The organism is Novosphingobium sp. SG720, from assembly GCF_012275365.1.
Classification (GTDB): domain Bacteria; phylum Pseudomonadota; class Alphaproteobacteria; order Sphingomonadales; family Sphingomonadaceae; genus Novosphingobium; species Novosphingobium rhizosphaerae.
Genome location: NZ_JAAZQN010000001.1, coordinates 1,980,420 through 1,998,425 on the forward strand (window position 1 = coordinate 1,980,420; position 18,006 = coordinate 1,998,425).

General features: G+C 65.7%; 14 protein-coding genes. 5 read left to right on the top strand and 9 right to left on the bottom strand.

Translation table 11 applies throughout. The features are described 5' to 3' along the window. Nucleotides 1-10: 10 nt before the first annotated feature. Genes FHW94_RS08835 through FHW94_RS08850 form a run of 4 tightly spaced genes read right to left on the bottom strand, consistent with a single transcriptional unit; the run spans nucleotide 11 to nucleotide 3,152 of the window. A complete protein-coding gene (locus FHW94_RS08835; RefSeq protein ID WP_168555256.1) occupies nucleotides 11-991 on the bottom strand; it encodes a nitronate monooxygenase family protein in 981 nt (326 codons plus the stop codon). Beyond that, nucleotides 991-2,151, bottom strand: coding sequence for an acetyl-CoA C-acetyltransferase (locus FHW94_RS08840; RefSeq protein ID WP_168555257.1), 1,161 nt, complete (start codon nucleotides 2,149-2,151; stop codon nucleotides 991-993). The genes FHW94_RS08835 and FHW94_RS08840 overlap by 1 nt, the downstream gene beginning before the upstream one ends. Before the next feature lie 60 nt (nucleotides 2,152-2,211). Next, entirely contained in the window at nucleotides 2,212-2,988 is a 777-nt protein-coding gene (locus tag FHW94_RS08845) for an enoyl-CoA hydratase-related protein (RefSeq protein WP_168555258.1), read from the bottom strand. After that, the gene (locus tag FHW94_RS08850) at nucleotides 2,985-3,152 is read right to left on the bottom strand and encodes a hypothetical protein (protein WP_168555259.1); all 168 of its coding nucleotides are present in this window, start codon (nucleotides 3,150-3,152) and stop codon (nucleotides 2,985-2,987) included. The genes FHW94_RS08845 and FHW94_RS08850 overlap by 4 nt, the downstream gene beginning before the upstream one ends. Nucleotides 3,153-3,326: 174 nt before the next feature. Here FHW94_RS08850 and FHW94_RS08855 point away from each other — a divergent pair, with 174 nt between their 5' ends. Further along, nucleotides 3,327-4,853, top strand: coding sequence for an acyl-CoA synthetase (locus FHW94_RS08855; protein WP_168555260.1), 1,527 nt, complete (start codon nucleotides 3,327-3,329; stop codon nucleotides 4,851-4,853). Nucleotides 4,854-4,869: 16 nt separating this feature from the next. Here the strand turns inward: FHW94_RS08855 and FHW94_RS08860 are convergent, their stop codons facing one another. The 4 genes from FHW94_RS08860 to FHW94_RS08875 are packed head-to-tail and all read right to left on the bottom strand — an operon-like array spanning nucleotide 4,870 to nucleotide 10,317. Beyond that, nucleotides 4,870-5,976, bottom strand: a complete 1,107-nt coding sequence (locus FHW94_RS08860) for an NAD(P)-dependent alcohol dehydrogenase (RefSeq protein WP_168555261.1) — start codon at nucleotides 5,974-5,976, stop codon at nucleotides 4,870-4,872. Nucleotides 5,977-5,990: 14 nt separating this feature from the next. Beyond that, nucleotides 5,991-6,851 carry an AraC family transcriptional regulator gene (locus FHW94_RS08865; protein ID WP_168555262.1) on the bottom strand — a complete coding sequence of 287 codons (861 nt, stop codon included), beginning with the start codon at nucleotides 6,849-6,851 and terminating at the stop codon, nucleotides 5,991-5,993. Between the two features lie 11 nt (nucleotides 6,852-6,862). Next, nucleotides 6,863-8,092 (bottom strand): cytochrome P450, encoded by a 1,230-nt coding sequence (locus tag FHW94_RS08870; RefSeq protein WP_168555263.1) that lies wholly within the window; start codon nucleotides 8,090-8,092, stop codon nucleotides 6,863-6,865. A 2-nt stretch (nucleotides 8,093-8,094) separates the two neighbouring features. Continuing rightward, on the bottom strand, nucleotides 8,095-10,317 hold the full coding sequence (locus tag FHW94_RS08875; protein WP_246865934.1) for a TonB-dependent receptor: 2,223 nt from the start codon (nucleotides 10,315-10,317) through the stop codon (nucleotides 8,095-8,097). Nucleotides 10,318-10,572: 255 nt separating this feature from the next. On the opposite strand from FHW94_RS08875, the gene FHW94_RS08880 reads away from it, so the two are divergent. Beyond that, a complete protein-coding gene (locus FHW94_RS08880; protein WP_168555265.1) occupies nucleotides 10,573-12,003 on the top strand; it encodes an aldehyde dehydrogenase family protein in 1,431 nt (476 codons plus the stop codon). 97 nt (nucleotides 12,004-12,100) lie between these two features. Here FHW94_RS08880 and FHW94_RS08885 read toward each other — a convergent pair whose 3' ends face one another. Next, the gene (locus tag FHW94_RS08885) at nucleotides 12,101-12,439 is read right to left on the bottom strand and encodes a hypothetical protein (protein WP_246865935.1); all 339 of its coding nucleotides are present in this window, start codon (nucleotides 12,437-12,439) and stop codon (nucleotides 12,101-12,103) included. A 369-nt stretch (nucleotides 12,440-12,808) separates the two neighbouring features. Between FHW94_RS08885 and FHW94_RS08890 the strand changes: the two genes are divergently transcribed. From FHW94_RS08890 to FHW94_RS08900, 3 genes are read left to right on the top strand one after another with little or no spacing between them, the layout of a single operon-like run. Continuing rightward, complete coding sequence (locus FHW94_RS08890) at nucleotides 12,809-15,634, top strand: TonB-dependent receptor (protein ID WP_168555267.1); 2,826 nt, start codon at nucleotides 12,809-12,811, stop codon at nucleotides 15,632-15,634. Nucleotides 15,635-15,636: 2 nt separating this feature from the next. Next, nucleotides 15,637-16,668, top strand: a complete 1,032-nt coding sequence (locus FHW94_RS08895; RefSeq protein ID WP_168555268.1) for a LysR substrate-binding domain-containing protein — start codon at nucleotides 15,637-15,639, stop codon at nucleotides 16,666-16,668. Beyond that, a complete protein-coding gene (locus FHW94_RS08900) occupies nucleotides 16,668-17,996 on the top strand; it encodes a citrate:proton symporter (RefSeq protein ID WP_168555269.1) in 1,329 nt (442 codons plus the stop codon). The genes FHW94_RS08895 and FHW94_RS08900 overlap by 1 nt, the downstream gene beginning before the upstream one ends. The last annotated feature ends 10 nt before the right edge of the window (nucleotides 17,997-18,006 follow it).

The following is an 18,006-nucleotide window of genomic DNA, read 5'->3' on the forward strand; positions in this document are numbered from 1 at the left end:
AGGGCGCCCGCTATCGCGCCGCGAACGCGGCCAGCCGCCCCGCAATCAGCGTTTCTGCCTCTGCCACGATCCGCTCGATCAGATCGCGGCACGTGGGCACATCATGGATCAGCCCCTGGACTTGTCCCGCCCAGATCAGCCCGGCATCGAGGTCACCGCTTTCCAGTGCCGTTCGCCCGCGCGCGCCGGATACCAGGGGGCGAATGTCTTCGAACACCGCGTCAGGATCGCCCGAGCGCGCGATCACCGCGTCAGACACGCTGTTCTTGGCCACCCGCCCGGTATTGCCAAAGCGGCGGAAGATCAGGTTGGTCGCGCGCTCGTCATTGGCGACGAGGAAGCGCTTCACCGTCTCGTGGATCGGCGCTTCGACCGTTGCGCAAAAACGGGTACCCATGTTGATGCCCTCGGCCCCCAACGCCAGCGCCGCGACCAATCCGCGCCCGTCGGCAAAGCCGCCACTTGCCAGCATCGGCACGCGCACCTGGTTGGCGGCGGCCGGAATCAGCACCAGGCCCGGCACGTCATCCTCGCCCGGGTGCCCGGCGCATTCGAACCCGTCGATAGAGATTGCGTCGGCCCCCATCCGCTCGGCCGACAGGGCATGGCGGACGGCCGTGCATTTGTGGATCACGGTGATGCCATGCGCCTTGAATGCTGCGACATGCTCATGCGGGCGGTGGCCGGCGGTCTCGACGATCGTAACGCCGCTCTCGATGATCGCCTGGCGATAGGCGGCATAGGGCGGTGGCGAAACCGAGGGCAGGATGGTGAGGTTCACACCGAACGGGCGATCGGTCATTGCCCGGCAGCGATCGATTTCGCGCCGCAGGTCGCCAGGGGTGGGCTGGGTCAACGCGGTGAGCATGCCCAGTCCTCCCGCGTTCGATACGGCAGCGGCAAGCTCTGCCCGCCCCACCCACATCATGCCGCCCTGGACGATGGGATGCTCGATGCCGAGCAGTTCGGTGATCCGCGTGCGCAGCGCCATCACAGCGCCTCGACGATCGTGACATTGGCGATGCCGCCGCCTTCGCACATGGTCTGCAGTCCGTAGCGCTTGCCGCGGGCGCGCAGCCCGTGGATCAGCGTGGCCATCAGCTTGGTCCCGCTGGCACCAAGCGGATGGCCGAGCGCGATCGCCCCACCGTTGACATTAAGGCGCGCGGGATCGCCGCCGACATGCTTGAGCCAGGCAAGCGGCACGGGCGCGAACGCTTCGTTCACTTCGTACAAGTCGATCGCGTCGATCGAGAGCCCCGCCTTGCGCAGCGCCCGATCGGTGGCAAACAGCGGCTCTTCAAGCATGATCACCGGATCGCCGGCGGTGACGGTAAGGTCAACGATCCGCGCGATCGGGGTCAACCCATGCGCTTTAAGCGCGCGCGCGCTCACCACCAGCACGCCGCTGGCGCCATCGCAGATCTGGCTGGCATTGGCGGCAGAGATCACGCCGCCTTCCTGCAGCAGCCGCACCGCGCCAATCCCATCCAGCGTCGCGTCGAACCGAATGCCCTCATCGCGCAGATGCGGTTCGCCATCGACCAGCACGGGCACGATCTCGTCGGCAAAGGCTCCCGCTTCGGTGGCGGCCGCCGCGCGGCGATGGCTTTCCAGTGCATAGCGATCGAGCGTCTCGCGATCGAAGCCGTGCTTGCGCGCGATCATCTCGGCGCCATGGAACTGGCTGAACTCGGTTACGCCAAAACGCGCGGCGATGGCAGGGCTGACAGGACCGATGCCGATGCCCTCACGCTGGTGGAACGCCAGGTTGGAGAACATCGGCACCCGCGTCATGCTCTCGGCCCCGGCAGCAATGACAATATCCTGCGTGCCCGACATCACCGCCTGGGCCGCGAAATGCACGGCCTGTTGCGACGATCCGCATTGCCGATCGATCGTCACCGCCGGCACGCTGACCGGCAGCTTGGATGCGAGCACGGCGTTGCGGGCGAACGCAAAGGCCTGCTCACCCGCCTGGGTAACACAACCCAGGATCACATCGTCGACCGCCGCCGGATCGATGCCGCTGCGATCAACCAGTGCGTTGAGCACAGTGGCAGCCAGATCGGCGGGATGCACCCCTGCCAGGCGGCCGTTGCGGCGGCCGCCTGCGGTGCGAACGGCTTCTACGATATAGGCTTCAGCCATGCTCAGACTCCCTGAAAATTCGGTTTGCGGCCCGTGGCGATGTTGGCGCCACGGCGATGGTCAGCAGCCCTTCCACACGGGCGCGCGCTTTTCGGCGAAGGCAGCCGGGCCTTCTGCCGCGTCTTGCGACAACAGCATCGCTTCCAGCGCGGGGTAAGACCATTGTTCGGCCATGGCCCGCTCGGCCGGCGTATCCAGCCCGCGCAGCACCGCGTCCTTGGTCGCCCGCACGGCCATTGGGCTGCAGGCCAGAATGTCTGCCGCCCATTGCCGGGCGAGCGCGAGCACGTCTCCGTCCGTCACCGCGTTGACAAAGCCCAGCCGCATCCCTTCCTCGGCCGATACCCGCCGGCCGGTGAGCATCATGCCCATCGCCTGCTTCAGGCCGATCGCGCGTGGCAGCCGCTGCATACCACCGGCGAGCGCGGCCAGCCCCACGCGCGGCTCGGGCAAGGCGAACACCGCGCGCGATTGTGCGACGATGATATCGCAGGCCAGCGCGATCTCGAACCCGCCGCCCATGGCCACCCCGTTCACCGCCGCGATCACCGGCTTGGCCAGGTCGAACCGCGCGGTAAGGCCGGCAAAGCCGCTGGGCGGCGTTGCCATGCCACCGCCCGATGCCTGCTGCTTCAGGTCATGGCCGGCGCAGAAGGCCTTTTCACCAGCGCCGGTGATGATCGCCACCCATTGGTCGGGATCGGCAGCGAACGCATCGAACACTGCCGCCAACTCCTCGTGTGCTGCAGCATGCAGCGCGTTGTGCGCCTCGGGCCGGGCAAGGGTAATGATCGTGAGGGGGCCGTCACGCTCGACGGTAATGCTTGGGCCGGTCACAAACGTTCCTTCCTGGTGCGCTTGATCGCCTTGCACGCGAAGCTTGCGGAACAGCGCGGGCGCACTGCCTTCTGCTGCGCAGGCCGCGTCGCGGGGTGAAACCGCGCTTGCGCCAACGCGTGGACATCATCGCGGATCTGCCGCTGCGGTTCGTTGGGGATCACGTGGCCTCTCCATTGGCATCCGTTGCCCGGATTGCGATGAAATGGGGAATAGCGAACATCGGGCGATTGGGCTTTGCCCGGGCGGTGCGCGGATTTTGACATTTCTTGCGCGCCGGTTGCTGCCCGCCCCACGCGCGTGGTTCCTCGCCAGCACAAGAGCAAAGGAGAGGAAACATGCACCCGGCCGATCATGCCGCGCGCAACCCGCACAAGGCCGCCCTGGTGCTGGCCGAAACCGGCGAGACGATCTGTTTCGGCACGCTGGAGGCGCTGTCCAACCAGAGCGCATGGCAATTGCGGGCACTGGGGCTGCGGCGGGGCGACGTTGTCGCCACCTTGTTCGCCAACGCGCCCGAAGTGTTCGTGTTCGGCTGGGCCGCGCAGCGATCGGGGCTGTACCAGACGGCGATCTCGAATAAGCTGAGCCCGCGCGACATCGCCTATATCCTGCGCGATTGCGGCGCGAAGCTGTTGGTGGTTTCAGCCGAGCATGCCGAACTTGCCCAGGCGGCGCTGGCCGACCTGCCGAACCTTTCCGCCTATCGCTGGACCGGCGCCGACGATCGGCTGGGCGACTGGCAGGCCGCAGCCGCGCGTCTGCCCGAAACCCGGATCGCCGATGAAAGCGCCGGGACCGACCTGCTCTATTCCTCGGGCACCACGGGCCGTCCCAAAGGCGTGATGCCGGCGCTGCCCGATGGGCCGATCGGCGCCGAAACGCCGCTGATGCGGATGGGCGCCACGCTTTATGGGATGGACCAGCACACCGTCTATCTCTCCACCTCACCGCTTTACCATGCTGCGCCGTTGCGCTGGGCCATGGCGGTGCAACAATTGGGCGGAACGGTTGTGGTGATGGAAAGGTTCGATGCCCAAACGACATTGCGCCTGATCGAACGCCACCGGATCACCCACGCCACATTCGTCCCCACCCATTTCGTGCGAATGCTCAAGCTGCCCGATGCAGTGCGCGCCGCGCATGATCTCTCTTCGCTGCGCGCCGTGGTCCATGCCGCCGCCCCCTGCCCCGTGCTCGTCAAGCGCGCGATGATCGATTGGTTCGGCCCGATCGTGCACGAATACTATTCCGGCACCGAATGCTGCGGGATCACCGCCCTGTCCTGCGAGGAATGGCTGCAAAAGCCTGGCTCCGTCGGCCGTGCCGTGCTGGGGCAGTTGCACGTTCTCGATGAAGCGGGACAAGAGCTGCCGCCAGGCGCGATCGGCTCGGTCTATTTCAGCGACGGGCCGACGTTCGAATATCTCAACGACCCGGAAAAGACGGCGGAAGCGCATGACGCGCGCGGTTGGGCGACACTGGGCGACATCGGCCATGTCGATCGTGACGGCTTCCTGTTCCTTTCGGATCGCAAGAGCTTCATGATCATTTCGGGCGGGGTGAACATCTATCCGCAGGAAATCGAAAACCTGCTCGTCACCCATCCCGCCGTCGCCGACGTGGCCGTAATCGGGGTCCCGTGCGAGGAAATGGGCGAATTGGTGCTCGCCGTGGTCCAGCCGGCCCCTTCCATATCCGCCGACGCTGCACTTGCCGAGGAACTGCGCGCTTTTGCCCGGCGCGAGCTGGGCTCGGTCAAGACCCCGCGCCGGATCGATTTTACCGATGCCCTGCCGCGCGAGCCCACCGGCAAGCTGTTCAAGCGCCTGCTGCGCGAGCGCTACGCGCCCCCCACCGGTTGAAGGGCGCGCGCCAAGCTTAGGGGATCAGCACGACCTTGACGCAATCGCCCCGCTTCTGCGCCAGAACAGCCTCGTTGATCGCGGCGAGCGGAAAGGTCTTTACCAGCCGGTCGAACGGAAATTGCCCGGCCCGGTGCGCCGCGATCAGTTCGGGAATGAAGCGCTGCGGATCGCTGTCGCCCTCCATGATCCCGACGATGCGCTGGCCATAGGTGATCATACCGGCCAGGTTGATCGTCAGGGCGTCTTCTGCGCGCGCGGGCACGCCAACGAGCCCGAGCATCCCCCGCGCGGTAAGCGCTCCCAGCACGGCCTCGATCGCCTCCACCCGGCCGCTGGTGTCGAAGGCGAAGTCCACGCCGTGCGGCAGCAGTGCACGCAGCGCAACAGTCACGTCTTGGGTGGTGGGATCGATCGTGTGCGTCGCGCCGAGTTCGCGCGCGAGTTGCCGCCGCGCGGCCACGGGCTCGATCAGCACGATCTGCGAACAGCCCTGGATCACCGCGCCCATCACTGCCGCCAGGCCGACCGGTCCTCCGCCGACGATGGCGATCGTCGATCCGGCCGGACAGGCCATCGAGCGCATCACGCCCCCAGCCCCGGTCTGGAACCCGCAACCAAGCGGCCCGAGGATTTCCAGCGGCGCTTCCGGATCGTCGATCTTGACGACATTGCCCGCGCGCACGATCGCGTGCCCGGCAAAGCTCGACTGGCCGAAGAAGTGCGAAGAGACCGCCTCATCGCCGCAGGCATAGGCCCTGGAACCGTCCTCCAGCCGCATTCCGGCGTAGTTGAGCGGGGGAAATTCGCGGCAATAGCTGGGCAGTCCTTCATCGCAGCGCGGGCAGTGGCCGCAGCTGGAAAAACCCAGCACCACGCGATCCCCGCGCTGCAAGCCGCTGACGCCCTCGCCCACCATCTCCACGATCCCGGCGCCCTCGTGGCCTAGCACGGCCGGCAACGGATAGGGCACGAACTGGTCGCGGAACACGAGATCGGTATGGCACAGCCCAACCCCGACAATGCGCACCATCACTTCGCCCGCGCGCGGGGCGTCCACGGCCACCGTCTCGATCGAAAATGCGCCATGGGGCTCACGGGCGACGGCGGCGATAGTCTGCATCAGGTTCCTCGAAGCTATTGCGGGGGATGTCGCCAACTGCTCGGGGTCTGGCCGGCATATTGGCGGAAGGCGCGGGTGAAGTGGCTCTGGCTGGTAAAGCCGGTCATGTCGGCGACCTGGGCCACCGACAGGTCGGACTGCCCCAGCAGGTCGCGCGCTCGGTCAAGCCGCGCTTTCATGACATATTGGTGGGGAGACACACCGGTCGCGCGCTTGAACACGCGGCAGAAGTGCGATGGCGTCAGCCCGGCCTTGGCAGCCAGCGCTTCCAGGCTGTGCTCGGCTTCCGGGCGCGCCAGGATGTCGTTCATGATCTGATGGATGCGATAGGCGGAAAAATCCGCGCTGGGAAACGCGCCTTCGTTGCTCAATGCCGAACCGCGCAGCGTGTGCGCCTTGAGCGCATCGAGCAACGTGCCGATATAAGCAGTGCGCTCGGGCGTGGGCGCGCCGTAGAGTTCGCCCAGGATCTGCCGGGTCAACGCAATGCCCAGCGGATCGGCAAAGGCGAAGCGCATCTCGCGAAACTGGCTGAAAGCCTGCTCCTGCTGCAACTGCGACAGGGGAACGGAAACGGTGACCACGTCCAGTTCCCCGTCGATCCGCCAGCCGGTGCGGCAGCCTGCCGGCACGATCGTTGCGCAGCCAGGGATCGAGCGCGCCGCGCTCCAGTGGTCGGCTTCCCACAACCGGGTATCGGGCTTGCCGCCGACATGGACCACGAACACCGGATCGACGAGCGCGGGCAATTCGTAACTGCCGATGAACTGGCGCCACCGCGCGAACTGCCACGCACCGATGTTCACGCTGCGATCGGGTGCGCGCCCGATCGTGTCGGCGATGATCGTCTCGTTCGTCGTCTGCCGGTTGCCCATCGCGCCTCTCCTCAGGCAGGCCGCAGATTGACGTCGAGGTTCTTGAGGCCGTTGATGAAGTTCGACCGGAACCGTCGCGGCAGCGCTTGCACTTCGAAAGAGGTAACACGATCAGCCAGCATGTCGAAGGCCACGCGCAACTGCATCTCGGCCAGTCGCGAACCGACGCAGACATGCTGACCCGATCCGAAACCGACGTGTGCCGCGCCGCGTCGCGCCACCAGGAAGCGGTCGGGCTCGGCAAACACCTGCTCGTCGCGATTGCCCGATATGTACCACAGGACAACCTTGTCCCCCTTCGCCACCTTCTGCCCGCCGATGACCGTATCTGCCATCGCGGTGCGGCGCATGTGCATCACCGGGCTGGCAAAGCGCACCATCTCGGCCGTCGCGGTCTTGAGCAGGTCGCGATCTGTGCGGATCGCCTGCCACTGGTCGGGATGGGCGGAAAAGGCGGCCACGCTGTGGCTGAGCGAATTGCGCGTCGTCTCGTTGCCGCCCACCAGCACCAGGATGAGATTGCCGACGAAATCGCGGAACGGCACCGGCACGCCGTCGACCTCCGCATTGGCAAGCAGCGACGCGATGTCCGGCGTCGGCTCGGCACGGCGGGCGTCGAACAAGTCCTGGGCGAAAGCGAAGAACTCGCCCAGGGTGGCTGCCATGGCATCCGGGCTCTGGCGGAATTCCGGATCGTCCTCGCCCACGAACGCGTTGGTCCAATCATAGAGTTTGGGCCAGAGGTCACCCGAAACGCCCAGCAGTTCTGCCAGCGTCATCAGCGGCAGTGGCGCCGACAGCAGCGGAACGAGATTGACCGGCTCCCCCAGCGGGATCGCATCGATCAGCCGCGCCACTCGCTCGCGGATGCGGGCCTCGATATCTCCCAGCCGCCCTGGCGCCAGGGCGGGCATGATGAACTTGCGATAGCGGGTGTGGAGCGGCGGATCGCGCGAGATGAAGGGCACCCCGATCGCGGATTCGCCAGCGCCCGTCAGCCCCACTTCGTTCTCGTTGAAAATGCGGTGGCCACCGTTTTCGTAAGCCGACGAAAACAGCTGCGGCTGGCGCGAAACCTCCACGATGTCGGCATGGCGCAGCACCGACCAGAAGCCGGCACCGTCGGCCTCGGGTGTCCAGTGGACCGGATCGTCCCGGCGCAGCCCGGCAAAAATGTCCCAGGGAACACCGGCCTCGTAAAGGCCGGGATCCTTCAGGTCGGTGCGAATGGCCGTGCTCATCGTCAGAAGCCCACCCGGATGGACGCGCCGTAAGTGCGCGGCATGGCCGGAACCAGGAAGTTGTAGGGAAAGCCCGCCCCGCGCAGGTCGAGCCCATAGGCATACGTGCGGGCGTTCAGCAGGTTGTTGGCAAAGGCCTTGATCGTGAAGCGGTCGATCGTGAGCGCGGCGGTGAGGTTCACCTTGGCATAGCCTTCCTGCTGCAATTCGCTGTTGCGCTGCGCCGTGCCCACGGCGTTCACCGCATTGAACGGCGAGAAGTATTGCCGCGAGAAATAGGCAACGTTCGGCGACACCGTCAGTCCGGTGCTGCCGTTGCGGAACACGGTCACGTCAGCGCCCGCCTGCGCGGTGAAACGCGGCGCGAACGGCAGATCGTTGCCCGCCAGATTGGTGCTTTGGAGCGTCAGTTCCTTGTACGTGGCGTGAAGATACCCGGCCGCCAGGTTGAGGACCAGGCCTGGCCCCACCCGCAGCCGCGCTTCGCCTTCGGCGCCATAGACTTCGGCCTTGGGCGCGTTGACCAGGTAGGACACGGGCCCCGGCCGCGTGTCCTGCACCTGCTGGTTGCGATAATCATAATAGAAGCCGGCCATGGACAGCGTCAGCGCATTGCCGAAATAGCGCCCCTTGAGGCCGACTTCATAGGCGTTGACCCGTTCGGGCTCGATGTAGTTGATCCCCGCCGAAGAGGTATAGCCACCGCCGTTGAACGCGCCGGAACGATAGCCGCGGTTGTAGCTGGCATAGACCAGCGTACCGTTGTCGAACGTATAGCCCAGCGAGACACGCCCGGTGAGCGCGTTGTTGCGGCCATCCAACTGATAGCGCGCCGCCGCGTTATAGGCACAGGTCCCCGGCACCGTCTGGCAGGGCACGGTGGTTGCCAGCGGCGTCTGCGTCCCGCCGATATCGCCGGCAAACAGATAGGCGTAGCCATCGCGGTACTGGCTGCGGTCCCAGGTGTAGCGCGCGCCAAGCGTGAGGGTGAGCTTGGGCGTCAGGGCATAGTCGCCCTGCGCAAAGATGGCGTAAGAGCGGCGCACCTGGCGATAGTGCTGGAAGAAGCCGCCATTGATCGTTGGCGCGATCGCCTGGCCGATGTTGAACGTGTTGTCGGTGATCGTCTCGTCCCAGCCATAGAAGCCACCGCCCACCAGCTTGAGCTTGCCGGCATCATAATTGAGGCGCGCTTCCTCGCTGAATTGCTGGAATTTCGACTGCCAGTTGATGTCGAGCACGTCGAGCGGGGAACCATCGGCCGCCTGCTGCAGGTTCTGCTTGCCACCATCGCGCGAGGTGATCGAGGTAAAGGTGAGCGCGGGCGAGAAGCTGTAGGCGATCGTGGCCGAGGCGCCATAGGCCTCGGTCTTGTTCAGGCCGATGCGGTTCTCGTTGACCTGGAAGAAATCGAGCCCGCGGCGGTAGGGCTGCAGCCCCTGCATCGCCGCCTGGCTGCCGCGATCGCGCCCGCCATAGACTTTGAGCTTGATATCGAGCGGCCCGTTGCCCGGGCGCATGCGCAGCGTCAGGCGGCCCTGCAGCGTATCCTGCGAATTGGCGTCGCGCCCGCCGGGATAGACATTCTGGATCTGGCCGTCGCCCTTGGCATAATTGCCGGCGATCCGCACACCCAGTTCGTCCTGCACCATCGTCGCTTCGACCGCAGCCTGCGCGGTGAAGGTGTTGAAATTGCCATAGCCAACCTCGCCATAGCCTTGATTGCCACTCAGCGTGGGGGTCTTGGTGATGAAGTTGATGGCGCCGCCCGTCGTGTTGCGCCCGAACAGCGTGCCTTGCGGCCCGCGCAGCACTTCCACGCGTTCCATGTCGAACAGGCCCATGCCGTGCGCGGTGCGGCTGGCGAGATAGATATCGTCGACATAGACGCCGATCGGCGAAGCCTGGTTGGAGTTGTATTCGTTGGCCACGCTGATGCCACGCAGCGAGAAGTTGGGCTGGGTCGAGCCATAGGGGCTGCTGACCTGCAGGTTGGGCACGGCGGTTGCCAGGCTGGCGGAATTGGTAATTCCCTTGCTGCTCAGCGTGTCTCCGCCAATTGCCGAAATCGCGATCGGCACGCGCAGGATGGATTCCGCGCGCCGCTGCGCCGTGACGATGATCTCGCCCTCGCCGGCTATCCCGCTGGTTGCTGCCGGCGCCGCCTGATCCGGCGTCGCAGGCGCGCTGTTGGCATCTGTGGTGGACTGCGCAAATGCCGACATGGGAAGTGTCGACGCACCCCCCGCTAGCAGCGCAGCGATGATCCTGGCTTTCATGGTGCCTCTCCGTCTGTTTCAAGGCTCTGTCCCGGCCTTTTCCAGTTGACGGTGTAGCGCAGCATTTCGCGCAGCGCGTTGCACCGACTTGCCGCGCTTTTTGACATTTCTTGCGCACCGCACGGCAGGCATCGGGCGATCTGATACGCCCCCGGCAAGAGCGCGACCGCAGGGCATCGCGCCGACCAAACGGAGAGCGACATGGAGTTCGAAGCGTCTTTTTCGATGACCATCGGCGGCCGGGCAGTGACCGGCAAACACGGCTTCGATGTGGTCAATCCAGCAACCGAAGCAGCGATCGCCCGCGCCCCGGATGCGTCACGTGACGAACTCGATGCCGCGGTCGCGGCGGCACGGTCTGCCTTTCCGGGCTGGGCGGCCACCGCGATCGACACCCGCGGCGCGCTGCTCGTGCAGCTGGCCGATGCGCTGGTGGCGGAAATCGACGGTTTTGCGAGGCTGCTGACTGCCGAGCAAGGCAAGCCGCATGCCGACGCCCGGACCGAGATCCTCGCCTCGGCCTATTGGCTGAAGGGGGCGGCCAGCCTGGCGCTGCCGGCCACCGTCAACGAGGACAGCCCGGAACGCCATAGCGAGACGCGGCACGTTCCCATCGGCGTCGTGGGCGCCATCGCGCCCTGGAATTACCCGATGGTGCTGGCGATGTTCAAGGTCGGCCCGGCGCTGCGCGCAGGCAACACCGTGGTGCTCAAACCTTCGCCGTTCACCCCGCTGACGACGCTGAAATTCGGTGAGCTGGCCGCACGCATTCTGCCGGCCGGCGTGCTCAACACCATCAGCGGGGGCGATCAGCTCGGCCCTTGGCTGACCGAGCATCCCGGCATCGACAAGGTGAGTTTCACCGGCTCCACCGCAACCGGTCGCCGGGTGATGCAGAGCGCGTCGGCCACGCTCAAGCGCGTTACGCTGGAACTGGGCGGCAACGATCCCGCGATCGTGCTGCCCGATGCCGATGTGGAGGCGCTGGCCGAGCCTCTGTTCTGGGCAGCGTTTGCCAACAACGGCCAGGTCTGCATCGCCACCAAGCGGATGTACGTGCACGAACGGGTCTATGATCGGCTCAAGCAGGCACTGGTCGCCTATGCCCGCACGGTGAAAGTCGGCAACGGCGCCGAGCAGGGAACGCAGCTTGGCCCGGTCAACAACGCGGTGCAATTTCGCCGCGTGCGCGACCTGATCGCCGATGCACGCACACAGGGCTACCAATTCCTGACCGGCGGCGAACCGCACGCCGGACCGGGCTATTTCGTGCCGGTGACGATCCTGGACAATCCGCCCGAAGCAAGCCGCATTGTCCAGGAAGAGCAATTCGGCCCCATCCTGCCGCTGCTCAAGTTCAGCGACGTGGACGAGGTCATCGCCCGCGCCAATGCAAGCGAGTATGGCCTGGGCGCCTCGGTCTGGGGCACCGACGAGGACGCTGCGCTGGCCGTGGCGCAGCGAATCGCCAGCGGAACGGTGTGGATCAACGAGACCCAGCATCTCAGCCCGCTCGCGGCCTTTGGCGGCATGAAGCAATCGGGCCTGGGTGTCGAAGGCGGCACCGAAGGGCTGCTTGAATACACCAACGCCCAGACCCTGGTTCGCCGCCGGAAGGCAAGCGACTGCTAGGCGGCGTGGGCAAATTCTTCGAGCCTCCGGGGCGGGCCATCTCGCCCCGGGGCAACCGCCGGCGCCCGGCAAGCTCTGGCCATTTGGCCAGCAAAGCTCAGATGGATTGGATGGTATAGGCGAACCAGGCTTGTTCCGCGTGGTCGTAAAGCTGGAGCACCTGGCTCTCCGCCGTCAGTGTATAGTGGCCGGACGAGCCGCGATCGTACCCACGGGCCGTGTTGCCATCGATTTCGAGCGAAACGAATGCATCGTCGCCAGCATCGTGCAACTCGGGAAGGGTGCCGCCGAATTTGGCCGAACGATCGCCGTCTTGGCCTTGGAGGCGGCCGCCCCGAACCTCTGCCGCGATTTGCAGGTCCTGCCCGGTCGTATGGTCGTGGACACCTGCCACCTTCTTTTCGAAGATGAAGGCGTAGGCTGCGGCGGCGATCATCGCGCGAGTGTGCGGTAGCATTCCCACCAAGTGGGAGCGGCGGCGCCAAGATGCAAGCGGGCTACTTGCCCGCAACGCCTTTTGCGAGAACGATCTTTCCCGCAGATGCCTGGAGCATCGCCGTTCTGGGCGCTGCGCACCGCATGGCCGTTGGATCGCCATGATCGGCGGCGCTGGCCGGCCGGTGGGGCATCTTATAATTTCAGGTTATAAGATGATCCGTTCATTATATTTCACTTGATCACGCTGCCACGCCATTCCGCCCCCACAACAAAACACCACCATGGTGGAGAGGGCAACGAGGCGAGCCAGCCTTACGGGCTGCTGCGGCGGCAACACCTCTTCGGCGATGGTGACCTGGAGGTGTACATGAAGGGCTTTTCAACGATCCGGTGCAATCTGCTCGTCGGTTCTGCGCTGGCGATCTGTGTGATGGGCGGACAAGGTACGGCGCAGGCGCAATCGGCTCCGCCCGCGGATCAGCCGGCGCCGGCCGAACCCAAGCCGCAAGAGATCGTGGTGACCGGTTCCTACCTCGGCAACATTCGCCAGGAAAACCGCGCGTCGCCCATTCTTGCGGTGGACAACGCCGCCATCGCGCGCACCGGCTCATCCTCGATCGGCGATCTCACCCGCTTCATTCCGCAAAACGTCGGCAGCACCGGGGGCTTGCAGGATCTTTCCAAGGGCGGCGCCGATACGCGCGATACCCGCTCTGCCAACCTGCGCGGTCTTGGCGCCGGCTCCACCCTGGTTCTGCTCAATGGCCGCCGCGTGACCCCGCAGGGCGGCGACGATTACGTCAACCTCAACAGCCTTACCCCCGACATCGCGATCCAGCGGGTCGAAGTCCTGCTCGACGGGGCTTCGTCAACTTATGGCGCCGATGCGGTGGCTGGCGTTTTCAACGTGTTGACCGACACCCGGTTCACCGGCCTGAAGGCCAGCGCCCAGTTCACCAGCGTGGCGAAATCGCCGGCATGGAACGCGCAGGCCATGCTGGGCGTAGGCAACGATCGCTTCCACACCGTGCTTTCCGGCTCCTATCGGTTTCAGGACAATCTCCAGAATTCCGATCGCGCGGTCACCAATTTCTTTAACCCCACGGCGGCCGGCTATCCCGGCAGCTATCTGCTGACAGGCCGCCCGCTTACCGCCACCGGGGGCCATGTGGTGATCAACGGCAACGATTACACCGCGCTTTACGATGCCAACAAATCGGCCACCGGCACGCTCAAGGTGGTGGACCCCAATTGCGGCGCGGATGGCACCAACAGCATCTATTCCCCCGCCAGTGGGGCCACGTTCGGCCTGGGCAACTGCCTCTACAATTTCCAGCCCAAGAACCCGATCCGGCCGCGCGCGCGCAGCATCAACATCCACAACGACACGACTTTCGAAATCAACGACGCCAACACCCTGTTTGCCGAAATCAGCTATTACCATCAGGATTCCCAGCGGTTTGGCGTGCCGTCCTATGCGCAGAATGCCGGCAATGCGACGATGCCCGCGTCCAATCCCTACAATCCGTTTGGCGTGGACGTGCTGTTCTATGGCCGTGTCATCGGTGCCCAGGGCTTTCCGGGTGGCTACGAATATCGCGTGATGCGCGACACGGTGAACCAGCAGCATTATGTGGCCTGGGCGCGCGGCAGCCTGATCGGGCGATGGAAGTACCTGGCCACCGGCACCTACTCCGCCTCGCAGACCATCGCGCGCGATCGCGATACCGACATGAACCTGTTCCAGGCCGCCCTGCGCGGCTATGGCGGCCCGAACTGCAACACCAACTTCCTCGGTGGTGGCAGCGGCGCCGTGGCCGGACAGGGCAGTTGCCTCTATTACAGCCCGTTCCAGGCCAACCTTGCGCAGATGGATCCCTCGCTGATCCACAACCTGCAAAGCGACGTCTTCACCGATTTCAAGCGCGAATACTACATTGCCGAAGCGGTGGTGAACGGCCCGCTGGCCAGCATCGCCGGCCACGAGATCAACGTGGCGCTGGGCGCGCAATATCGCCGCGAGAAATCGACCACCACGTATTCCGACCTGCTGCTTTCGGGCTATGGCGGCTTCCTGGGCAAGCATCTCAACACCGCTTTCTCGCGCGAGGTGAAAAGCGTGTTTGCCGAAGCGAACTACCAGCCGATCGACAGCCTCACGCTCAACCTGGCGGCGCGATACGAAGACGCCGGCGGCTATAGCAAGGCCGTGCCAAAGGTGGCGGCCAATTGGCGCCCGACCGAATGGTTCTCGTTGCGCGGATCGTACAGCAAGGCATTCCAGGCGCCCACGCTGGCCAACGGATCGGCCTCGTTGATCGGCACCAACGTGGTCAATGTCACCGACCCGGTCGATGGCACCACCTCGTTCCGCACGATCCAGACTTATGGCAATCCCGATCTCAAGCCGCAGTCGTCCACGGTCTACAACATCGGCGCCACATTCGTGCCAAAGCGCGGCGCGCGCTTCTCGATCGATTACTGGAAGTATCAGTTCAACAACCAGATTTCGACGCAGAACCCGCAGCAGGTGGTCAACACCGCGCCCAACGGCAGCGCGGTCATCCGCGATCCGCTGACCGGCACGCTGCAATCGGTGATCGTGACCAGCTTCAACGCGCCCAGCGGCACCAAGACCGCCGGCCTCGATCTCCAGGGCCAATATGCGTTCGATGCCGGCCCCGTCCAACTGACGCTGCGGGACACGCTGACCTATCTCCTGGCCTATGACGTCGATACCGGCGTGCTGCTGCGCGATGCCAACGGCAAAGTGACGGGTTCGGTCGTCTATGATGGCGTAGGCTATCGCAATGCCTTCACCCAATCGCCCACGTCATCCTCGGCCGCGCCACGCTGGCGCAGCGTGGCCGGCATCGACGCCGGGTATGGCCCTCACACGCTGTCGCTCACCTGGCGCTACACCGCCGGCGTCAAGGACGATTACGGGCAAAGCCTCAACACCTCGGGCAGCGGCGCGGTGGTGCCGACCGTCGCCACCAGCGTCAGCGCCTTTTCCGTGTTCGACGCGCAATATAGCCTGAATTTCGGCAAGGAAGATCGCTATGCGCTCACGCTCGGCGTGATCAACATGTTCAACACCGCGCCCGGATTTGCCAAGTACAACGGCTACCTGCCCTCGATCGCCGATCCGTTCGGACGGCAGGTCTATGCGCGCATCGCGGCCAAGTTCTGACGATGGGTGGCGGGCTTGAGCGCAGCATTCCAGCCGGGACCGGCGCCTTTGCCGCCTGCCTGCTGGACGACGCGCGCAGCGCCCGCCACCATGCGCCGGCCGCACGATCGCCCGTGCGGTTCCCTCTGGCGCACAGGTTCCGCATGCCCCGCACCCCCAGCCTTTCCACTTTGCGCCAGTTCCGCATCCTGGCCCAGGCGGCCAACTTCAGCCGTGCGGCAGAACTCGTGCATGTGTCACAGCCGGCCCTTTCGCGCACCATTCGCCTGCTGGAAGAAGATCTCGGCGCGCGGCTGTTCGATCGCAACCGCCGCCATGTTGCCCTCACGCCGGCCGGCGAAGACCTGCTGCGGCTGACCGAGCGCCTGATCGCCGATTTCGACGACGCGTTCGATCAACTGGGCCAGACGCTGTCAGGCCAGCGCGGCCGGATCGCCCTGGGCGTGCTGCCGTCCTATGCGGTGGGCGACCTGCCCGGCGTGCTCAGCCGTTTTCGCGATGCCTGGCCCGGTGTCGATGTCACGGTGCGCGAGGGGCTCGCGGGCACGATCTACCAGAACTTGCGCGAAAGGCTGATCGATCTGGCGGTGATGACTCCGCCCGACGACGCCGGGGAGGACTTCACGTTCGTGCCGCTGTTCACCGATCCCTGCGCGCTGGTCTGCCGCACCGGAGAAGCACCGGCCAATCCCGGCTGGCACAGCTTTGCCGATGCCCCCTTCATCGCCATGGCGCCCACCAGCAGCGTGCGCCAGATCACCGATGCGGCCCTGGCCCGCGCCGGGCTCGCCCCGCGCCCGCTCTATGAATGTGCACAGCCCGCCACGCTGGGTGCCTTCATCGCCGCGGGCCTGGGGATCAGCGCGCTGCCGCTCTCGTGCCGTCCCATGGTGGGGGCGCATGATCTGGAATGGCATCGCCTGGATGACAGCCGGGCCGAACGGGTGATCGGCATTGCCCATCTGTCGGGCCGCAGCCCCTCCCCCGCCGCCCAGAACATGCTGAGCCTGCTGACCGCCAAGGGGGCATACTGATGCCGGTTGCAGCCGTCCTGCCCGTGGGGGTTCTGGCGCTGGGGGCGCTGGCGATCGTCGGCGTGATGCTGGCGGTCATTCTCACCAACCGGCTTTCCCCGCTCGCGGCAATGATCCTTGTGCCGGTGATCGGCGCGGTCCTGCTGGGCCAGGGGGCCGGCGTTCCGGGCTGGATCATCGCGGGCGTGACCAAGATCGCGCCGGTGGCTGGCATGTTCGTCTTTGCCATCCTGTTCTTCGGCGTGGTCAGCGATGCCGGACTGCTGGCGCCACTGGTAGGCGCGGTCTTGCGCCTGGTGGGGCGCAAGCCGTCGCGCATTACCATGGGCACCGCGCTTTTGGCCTTGCTGATCCATCTCGATGGGTCGGGCGCGGTATGCTTCCTGATCACGGTGCCGGCCATGCTACCGCTTTACGACCAGCTCGGCATGGACCGCCGCATTCTGGCCTGCTGCGCCTCGCTGGCTGCCGGCGTCAATTTCCTGCCGTGGACGGGGCCCACCTTGCGCGCCAGCGCCGCGCTGCATCTTACCCCGGCCCAGATTTTCACGCCGATGCTCCCGGTCCAGTTGGTCGGCCTCGTCTTCGTGTTCGCCGCAGCGTGGTGGATGGGACGAGGCGAGGAACGGCGCTTGGCCGCCTTGCCCGGCGCGTCGGCGGCGGCCGATGCCGTGCCGACCGCCCCGGCGACCACGGACCCGCTGCACCGCCCGCGCCTGTTCTGGCTCAACCTGGCGATTACGCTCGCGGTCATTGCCCTGATGGTCACCGGCGTGGCAGAGCCGGCCGTCGTCTTCATGGTCGCTTTCGCCCTGGTCCTGACGATCAACTATCCGCGTGCCGAAGAGCAGCGTCTGCGGATCGAGGCGCATGCCCGCCCCGCCATGATGATGGCCGGCGTCCTGTTCGCAGCGGGCGCGTTTACCGGCATCATGAACGGCGCCGGGCTGATCCATGCCCTGGCCCAATCCAGCGTCGCGCTGGTTCCCGAGGGCATGGGGCGCAGCATACCGCTGCTGGTCGCGCTCACCGCCATGCCGCTCAGCGTCGTGTTCGATCCCGACAGTTTCTATTTCGGCGTCCTGCCGGTGGTGGCGCAAGTGGCCGGCCATTTCGGCGTGCCCAGCGTGCAGGTGGCCCAGGCCGCGCTGCTCGGCATGCACACGGTCGGCTTTCCGATCAGCCCGTTGACCCCGGCCACCTTCCTGGTGGCAGGCCTGAGCCGCATCGAACTGGGCGCGCACCAGCGCTTTGCCTTTCCCTGGCTGCTGGGCGCCACCCTGGTGATGACCGTGGCGGCGCTGGCCATCGGCCTGATCGGCATATGAGTGAGAAACG

Bases quoted from the DNA above. Each gene is read 5' to 3' on its own strand.
- FHW94_RS08835 (WP_168555256.1), bottom strand. From the start codon at position 991: ATGGCGCTGCGCACGCGGATCACCGAACTGCTCGGCATCGAGCATCCC.
- FHW94_RS08840 (WP_168555257.1), bottom strand. From the start codon at position 2,151: ATGGCTGAAGCCTATATCGTAGAAGCCGTTCGCACCGCAGGCGGCCGC.
- FHW94_RS08855 (WP_168555260.1), top strand. From the start codon at position 3,327: ATGCACCCGGCCGATCATGCCGCGCGCAACCCGCACAAGGCCGCCCTG.
- FHW94_RS08860 (WP_168555261.1), bottom strand. From the start codon at position 5,976: ATGCAGACTATCGCCGCCGTCGCCCGTGAGCCCCATGGCGCATTTTCG.
- FHW94_RS08865 (WP_168555262.1), bottom strand. From the start codon at position 6,851: ATGGGCAACCGGCAGACGACGAACGAGACGATCATCGCCGACACGATC.
- FHW94_RS08870 (WP_168555263.1), bottom strand. From the start codon at position 8,092: ATGAGCACGGCCATTCGCACCGACCTGAAGGATCCCGGCCTTTACGAG.
- FHW94_RS08875 (WP_246865934.1), bottom strand. From the start codon at position 10,317: ATGTCGGCATTTGCGCAGTCCACCACAGATGCCAACAGCGCGCCTGCG.
- FHW94_RS08880 (WP_168555265.1), top strand. From the start codon at position 10,573: ATGGAGTTCGAAGCGTCTTTTTCGATGACCATCGGCGGCCGGGCAGTG.
- FHW94_RS08885 (WP_246865935.1), bottom strand. From the start codon at position 12,439: ATGATCGCCGCCGCAGCCTACGCCTTCATCTTCGAAAAGAAGGTGGCA.
- FHW94_RS08890 (WP_168555267.1), top strand. From the start codon at position 12,809: ATGAAGGGCTTTTCAACGATCCGGTGCAATCTGCTCGTCGGTTCTGCG.
- FHW94_RS08895 (WP_168555268.1), top strand. From the start codon at position 15,637: ATGGGTGGCGGGCTTGAGCGCAGCATTCCAGCCGGGACCGGCGCCTTT.
- FHW94_RS08900 (WP_168555269.1), top strand. From the start codon at position 16,668: ATGCCGGTTGCAGCCGTCCTGCCCGTGGGGGTTCTGGCGCTGGGGGCG.